Source organism: Trinickia symbiotica, from assembly GCF_002934455.1.
Classification (GTDB): Bacteria; Pseudomonadota; Gammaproteobacteria; order Burkholderiales; family Burkholderiaceae; genus Trinickia; species Trinickia symbiotica.
Genome location: NZ_PTIR01000048.1, coordinates 1 through 6,718 on the forward strand (window position 1 = coordinate 1; position 6,718 = coordinate 6,718).

General features: G+C 58.7%; 6 protein-coding genes. 4 read left to right on the top strand and 2 right to left on the bottom strand.

What is annotated here, in order from left to right; all coding sequences use genetic code 11:
• Window positions 1-505: 505 nt before the first annotated feature.
• The 4 genes from B0G57_RS30515 to B0G57_RS30530 all read left to right on the top strand — a co-directional run bounded on the left by B0G57_RS30515 (window position 506) and on the right by B0G57_RS30530 (window position 4,991).
• Window positions 506-1,723, top strand: a complete 1,218-nt coding sequence (locus tag B0G57_RS30515) for an MFS transporter (RefSeq protein WP_018443308.1) — start codon at window positions 506-508, stop codon at window positions 1,721-1,723.
• Window positions 1,724-1,854: 131 nt separating this feature from the next.
• Window positions 1,855-2,940 carry an aldo/keto reductase gene (locus B0G57_RS30520; protein ID WP_102607235.1) on the top strand — a complete coding sequence of 362 codons (1,086 nt, stop codon included), beginning with the start codon at window positions 1,855-1,857 and terminating at the stop codon, window positions 2,938-2,940.
• Window positions 2,941-3,163: 223 nt separating this feature from the next.
• Window positions 3,164-3,526 carry a nuclear transport factor 2 family protein gene (locus B0G57_RS30525; protein ID WP_018443314.1) on the top strand — a complete coding sequence of 121 codons (363 nt, stop codon included), beginning with the start codon at window positions 3,164-3,166 and terminating at the stop codon, window positions 3,524-3,526.
• Window positions 3,527-3,755: 229 nt separating this feature from the next.
• A complete protein-coding gene (locus B0G57_RS30530) occupies window positions 3,756-4,991 on the top strand; it encodes an NAD(P)/FAD-dependent oxidoreductase (RefSeq protein ID WP_317615751.1) in 1,236 nt (411 codons plus the stop codon).
• A gap of 73 nt (window positions 4,992-5,064) precedes the next feature.
• On the opposite strand, the gene B0G57_RS30535 is transcribed toward B0G57_RS30530, so the two are convergent.
• A complete protein-coding gene (locus B0G57_RS30535) occupies window positions 5,065-5,361 on the bottom strand; it encodes a hypothetical protein (RefSeq protein ID WP_223258725.1) in 297 nt (98 codons plus the stop codon).
• Window positions 5,362-6,003: 642 nt separating this feature from the next.
• The gene (locus tag B0G57_RS30540) at window positions 6,004-6,336 is read right to left on the bottom strand and encodes a carboxymuconolactone decarboxylase family protein (protein WP_018443311.1); all 333 of its coding nucleotides are present in this window, start codon (window positions 6,334-6,336) and stop codon (window positions 6,004-6,006) included.
• Between the last annotated feature and the right edge of the window lie 382 nt (window positions 6,337-6,718).

The window sequence follows — 6,718 nt, forward strand, 5'->3', positions numbered from 1 at the left end:
AATCGCGCGCCATGCTCGAGAAGAACCTCGCAGCTCTGTCCCCCACCACCCGACGCAAAATCGTCCACGATAACGTCGCGAAGCTTTACAACATCAACGTCAGTTAAACGGAAAAACGACGCTACGTAGCTAGTAATTTGCCACGCGATCATCGAACGTTGGTGCAATGGGCAACGCCCGAGCGGCTCCCAGCCGCGACGAGAAGCCCATTGCGCCACATATGCGAGGAGTGAACGCGGAGCAAAGCCCAGCAACCGCTGGACAAATAACTCAAGCTACCCCGAGGCGCCGGATCCGTCGCGGCCGCTTGAGCGGTATGTGAATGGCCGCGCACGCCTCGGCTCGCTGAAAAACCGAAGCGACCGTCGCGAATTGGTGAGTTCGTTGCACAACCGCATGCGGATTTTTCGGCCTTCTCAAGCCAGCACACACGCACTAAATTGGGCCTTCGCCGGCGGCCAGGGAAAGCCGCCCGGCTGTCCACTCATAACAAATCGGAGAATTCATGTCTGATTCGCTCAGGGCCGACACCGAAAATGCACCGCCCAGAACCGCATGGAGCGCCGTCTTCTCAGTCGCGCTCGGGGTCGCTGCCCTGATCACCGCTGAACTTCTGCCAGTAAGCCTTCTCACTCCAATGGCACGCGGCCTCCACATCTCCGAAGGCATGGCTGGACAATCCGTGACCGCCGTAGCCGTTTCCGCGATCCTCAGCAGCCTGTTCATTACCACTATTGCCCGCGGCATCGACCGGCGCCTGATAGTACTCGCGTTCTCGTCAATCCTTGTGCTCTCTAACGCTCTCGTCTCATGGGCGCCCGACTACCGAATTCTCCTGGCTGCTCGTGTATTGCTCGGCTTTGCTGTGGGCGGGTTCTGGGCCATGTCGGCCGCGCTTGCGTTGCGGCTGGCGCGGCCCTCGGAAGTGCCCAAGGTATTGTCCATAATCTTTGGCGGCGTCTCGGTATCCATGGTCGTCGCGGCGCCGGCGGGCAGCCTTCTCGAAACCGCAGTAGGCTGGCGTGGCGTATTCATTGCTGCTGCTGTGCTCGGCGCAATATGTCTGGCCTGGCAGTACTTCGCACTACCTTCGATGCCCGCGCCGCGTCGCAATGGTACGGTCGCGCGCGTCATCGCGTTACTCGGGCGTCCCGAGGTCTGCGCCGCCATGGTTGCGATGACTGCAGTGTTTGCCGGACAATTTTCGATGTTCACCTTCATTCGCCCGCTCTTAGAGGTGCGAGCCGGTTTTGACGCAACGGGAGTTTCAATAGCCCTTCTGGTGTTTGGCGTCGCCAATTTCGTCGGTACGTCGTTGTCAGCGGCGCTGCTGAAGATGGGACTCAAGCTCACGCTCGGCCTGGCGCCGCTGATGATCGCCTGTGCTGCTCTGTTCCTTTTGAGGATCGCAGACAACCATCCGATGGCGATCGCCATCGCAGGCTGGTGGGGCTTCTGGCTAGGTTGCGTGCCTGTTGCCTGGTCCACGTGGATCACGCGCCAGCTCGGCGATGATGTTGAAAACGCAGGCGGTTTGCAAGTGGCTCTGATTCAGGTGGCAAATGCATTCGGCGCGGCAGCCGGTAGCTGGGGGTATGACGCAGTGGGGATCAAGGGGCCAGTGATGGTGGGCGCCGGTTGGCTCCTATGCGCGTCCGTGCTCATTGCCGTCCGCCTGAACGGCCAAGCGAAGACGGCTAAAGCACTCGTCACGGAGATCTGAAGAGATTATCGCCGGCAAACGATGCGTGTTGGTTTCTGGACGCATTGGCGCATACGGCAGCGATTTGCACCTCCCGTAATTCTTCCATCTGATTGACTAACACCGGATCTAATCCGGCGAAGGAGAACACGATGTCCCTCGATCATTTCGTCACTCTTGGCCGCTCCGGATTGCGTGTCAGCCCGTTGGCGCTAGGGGCCATGACCTTCGGAGAAGAGCTTGGCTGGGGCTCGAGTGTCAAGGACTCCGAGGTCATCCTTGATCGTTATCTCGAGCTCGGAGGCAACTTCATCGATACGGCCAACGGTTATACAAAAGGCCACTCCGAGAAGATCATCGGCGACCATCTCACCCACAATCGCGAACAGCGCGACCGGCTCGTCATCGCCACCAAATTCAGCACCAACCTGTATCCGGGCGATCCCAACGGCGGCGGCTCCAGCCGCAAATCGATCATTGCCGCCTGCGAGCAATCGCTGCGGCGCCTGCAGACTGACTACATCGATCTTTACTGGCTGCACAACTGGGACAAGCACACGCCGATCGAGGAGACGATGTCCGCGTTGCACACCCTCGTTCAGTCGGGCAAGGTCCGCTACATCGGCGTCTCCGATACACCTGCGTGGAAGGCAACGCAGGCGCAACTGATCGCGCATTTCCGCGGGTGGTCGCCGTTCATCGGCACACAAATCGAATATTCTCTTGCGGAGCGCACGGTTGAGGGCGAACTGATTCCGATGGCGCGCGAGCTAGGTATGGGCGTGGTGTCGTGGTCGCCGCTCGCGGGCGGGCGCATCAGCGGCAAGTACACGCGAGAAAACCAGGCAAAGGCAGAAGGCGGCCGCGCTGCCGTCTTGGGCCCGATGGTGACGGAGAAGCACCTCGAAATCGTGGACGCGCTCAAACGCGTGGCGGATGAACTCGGCACGACAATCGCTCGGGCGGCGCTGGCATGGGTGCGTGCGCGACCAGGAGTATCATCGACCGTCATCGGAGCGCGTACGCTCAGCCAACTCGAAGACAACGTCAAGTCGCTCGACGTTCAGCTGACGCCCGAGCAAACTGCTAAACTTAATGAGTTGAGCACCCCACAGCTCCCTTTCCCGATCCCCTTTCTGAGTATTACGCCGGCCCTGCATGCCGGGGGCACCACGGTCAACGGCGAGCCGTCTACGCCGCATGCGTTCTGCCCCACGCGCCGCGGCGACCATTACTAAGTAGCTGAAGCCAGCAGCCGCAAGGGTGTGTTAGCGGCACACCCTTGCGGCTGATTTACCCCGCGGTCGGTTCGATTACTCAACGAATACGACAGCGTTGCCCCCCGAAAGCATTTGCCGATCGTCGGTAGGCGCCCGCACTCGTCGTCCAGGAACCGGAACCACGTTAGCGGACCGGCTCGAAAGGCTAGGCAAGCCTCACTTCCCACCGGAGATCTAGATCATGGACAACCAAGCAATCATACGTCGCGCATTGAAGTCTTTGTTCGAAGCCTACCGAGGTTTGGATTCGGAGTTCGTGAAATATTTTTCTCGCGATTATGTGCAATGGGCGAATGGCAAGATCACCAACTTCGATCAACTGATCGCGCATTTCGACAAACTGGGCGAAACGCGGCCTAACCGAAAGATCGCCTTCATCGACATGGTCTCTGAAGGAGACATCGTCTTCGACCAGCACGTGGTGACCGCCACATTGTCGGACGAGGACGTCATTCAGGTCGATGTCTTCGCCAAGTGGACAGTGAAGAACGGCCTGATTACTCGGTGCGAAGAACTCACCCGCCAACGCGAAGGATCGGTATAGATCGGAGCGTCGACGATCGATGTCAGAACAACGATGACCCGCGCCCAGCGGCGTTCACATTCCAGAAGACGACTGCAAGTGCCTCGCACTTTGCTTGACGTTGGGCCGACTTCCGATTGCATCCTCGGCGGGCAAGACTTATAGTTACGATACGCATCGTATTTTTATTCAGCACGACGGCGCTTGAAAAACATCCCGTGGGGCGTGGTTTGTCATTGAAGGCATGAACATGAATTCGGTAGTCATTGCGGGCGCCGGGCAAGCCGGCTATCAGACAGCTGCTTCACTGCGCCAAGAAGGGTTTTCCGGCTCGATCACACTAGTAGGAAACGAGCCCGGCCTCCCGTACCAGCGCCCACCGTTGTCGAAGGCGTACATGCTGGGCAAAATCGGGGCTTCCGCCCTGCAATTCCGCCCACAGGCGTTCTTCGAGCAGCAGCGCATCGATCTCATCGAATCGTCAGTCGTCTCCATCGACCGCGAAAGGCGCGTGGTGATGTTGGCCGATCGCAAGCAGATAGCTTACGACCATCTGATACTCGCGCTGGGCGCAAGGAATCGAGTGCCCTCCGTTCGCGGCATCGGACTCGACGGGGTTTTTGGGATCCGCACTTTGGCCGACGCCGACGCGCTAGCACCTCGGCTCTCGGCTGCAAAGCGTGTGGTCGTGGTCGGCGCCGGCTTCATTGGATTGGAATTTGCGGCTGTCGCGGCGGCACGCGGCGTTTCGGTCGACGTGCTCGAGATCGGTCTACGACCGATGGCCCGCGCGGTCTCGGCACCAACGTCCACTTTGTTCGACCAAGTTCACCGCAACTGGGGCGTACGCCTTCACTACGGTCATGGACTGCAGTGCATGCTGGAGGGCGAGAAGGGCCGAGTAGGCGCCGTCCAAACTACCCTCGGACGTCAGTTCGATACCGACCTTGTCGTTTACGGTATCGGCGTGGTCCCGAACATCGAAGTAGCGCGCGAAGCAGGTCTAGCTGTTGAAAACGGTGTACGCGTGGATGAATGGCTGACAACGTCAGATAAATCCATCTCAGCAATCGGCGACCTCGTTTCGTTCCCCAGCCCATGGGCAGAAAAACCGGTCCGATTGGAGTCTGTTCAAAATGCAGTTGATCAGGCGCGCACCGTCGCCGCACGGCTGGTCGGAAAGGCGATCAGCCCGTACGTTCCCGTACCGTGGTTCTGGACTGACCAGGGCGACTATAAACTGCAAATCGCAGGCCTCGCCGACGGACATGACGAGACGGTAGTCTTAGCGGATGCCGCACAGCGTGCCTTGACGGTACTGTGTTTCCGGCGCGGACGCCTGATCGCCGTGGAAACGACAAATCGGCCGTCAGAACATATGGCCGCGCGAAAGCTATTGCAGCGACGTACGCAACTCACGCCTGAGGAAGCAGCGGCTCCCGGGTTCGAATTGAAATCCTACGAACTGGCTAACCGGCCGGCTTAAATGCTACCCGGCGCAGGGCCCGATTTTGCACCTACAGCAACGGTCCCTGCCCCGCCGACTGGCGCAGCTCGTGTCATTGGCTGGCGCCCTGTTCGACACCTGCCTTTCCCTGCGCCTTCTCGAGATCGCGTGGGTAGTCCGGGTTGTTGCCGCCAGGCTTATAACCGGATTGTTCCAGCCGTTTGATCTCGGCATTCTTCTTTGCTCGCGCTGCCTTGCGCGCCGCCCTTCGTGTGGCCTTGCGCTCAGCTTTGATCGCCTTTGTGCTCGAGAAGACCGTAGAGCCACCGCTGCCTGCGCTCGGCGGCGCCTCGTTTCCCGCAAATGCGAAGGTTCCCGCGCTCGTCATCGCAGCGGCCAAGGCGCCCATTGCAATCAGCTTTCGAGTAATCGACATTCTTTTTCTCTCCGCTTCGAAATGTTGACCTACGTTAAATAACGTTAAATACGTCTTCTTAATACGAGAGTCAAAATTGGCAAATCATTGCCAGCAAGATTGCTCGTCTGTAGGACCACTGCGATCCGGAAGCGGAAAGGTCGCTATGTTATGGACACAGCACATGCGGTCGGCTGCCCCGCTTGCGTCATACCGTCGTCGTGGCCGCTTCGCTTGCGAAAGAGTAAACTGGTGGGCGACTGGTCACGGAAAGCTGTCCTATTACGGCCCTCCTGGGCGTCGGAGGAAACACGTACCACGAACCGTCCTCATGTCGAAACAGCAGAATCGAATGCGTTCCATTTGCCCCAGCAACGTCAATTTGTACGCCACGCCACTGCGCCAATCGAGTAGGACCAACCCGCTTAAGACGCACATTCTGGGATAAATCTCGCCCCGCCCACTTTTCTACTGCACAACGCAGCGACCGATCACGCGACTTCATCGCACTGCTCCTACTGTTACCTCGGGATAACGATTCTCGACAGCGCCAGCCGGCTGTTGAGAGATTCCACGGCTACCTAGTGTTGTGTCGTGTACTGACCTCGGGTCTCGCAAGGCGTCGGACCAGACATCTCACGATTGGGACTTGGCGAAGATCTCGCGGGCTCGCAAAGCCGCGGTTACCGCGTTGGGCCAGCCGGAATAGAACGCCATGTGCGTGATCATCTCGATCAGCTCGTCTTGGGTAACGCCATTGCGGATTGCGCGCGGAAAGTGTGTCGCCATCTGTTCTGTCCGCCCCATCGCAACCAGCGCCGCGCAAGTAATCAAGCTGCGGTCCCGCTTCGACAATTGGGGACGCTCCCAAATGTCGTCGAAGAGCACCTCATCGCTAAGTTCAGCCAGTTTTGGAGCGATATCTCCAAACATCTGGCGCGACCCGGTGTTCGAAGGCTTCTCGTTCATGCGATGTCTCCTGGTAAGGTTGAGATGCAGAAGCGCCACCGTTGTCGCTGCACATCACAGCCGACACTGCCCGGCAACGATTGCTTTGGCTTGCAGTCTAGTTGGAAAGTTACCACCTGTCACGCAAAAGATACGATACGTAGCATATACCCCTAGCACACTTGCCTCAGCCGTCGCCCACGTGTACAGTTTCGATACGTTTCGTGTCTTTGTTTCGCGCTTTTACCGTTGCCCGGCCCGAATTGACGCGTGCCTTTTCGAAGAAGAGGGAGACCATGGCTGAGAAGCTTATTTCCGCAGATAACCATATTGATCTGACGTATTGCCCGCCCGATCTGTGGTCGAGTGTTGCGCCGCAAGAATGGCGCGAGATGGTGCCGCG

Excerpts from the sequence above, each read along its gene's own strand:
- B0G57_RS30515 (WP_018443308.1), top strand. The coding sequence starts at position 506 with ATGTCTGATTCGCTCAGGGCCGACACCGAAAATGCACCGCCCAGAACC.
- B0G57_RS30520 (WP_102607235.1), top strand. The coding sequence starts at position 1,855 with ATGTCCCTCGATCATTTCGTCACTCTTGGCCGCTCCGGATTGCGTGTC.
- B0G57_RS30525 (WP_018443314.1), top strand. The coding sequence starts at position 3,164 with ATGGACAACCAAGCAATCATACGTCGCGCATTGAAGTCTTTGTTCGAA.
- B0G57_RS30530 (WP_317615751.1), top strand. The coding sequence starts at position 3,756 with ATGAATTCGGTAGTCATTGCGGGCGCCGGGCAAGCCGGCTATCAGACA.
- B0G57_RS30535 (WP_223258725.1), bottom strand. The coding sequence starts at position 5,361 with ATGGGCGCCTTGGCCGCTGCGATGACGAGCGCGGGAACCTTCGCATTT.
- B0G57_RS30540 (WP_018443311.1), bottom strand. The coding sequence starts at position 6,336 with ATGAACGAGAAGCCTTCGAACACCGGGTCGCGCCAGATGTTTGGAGAT.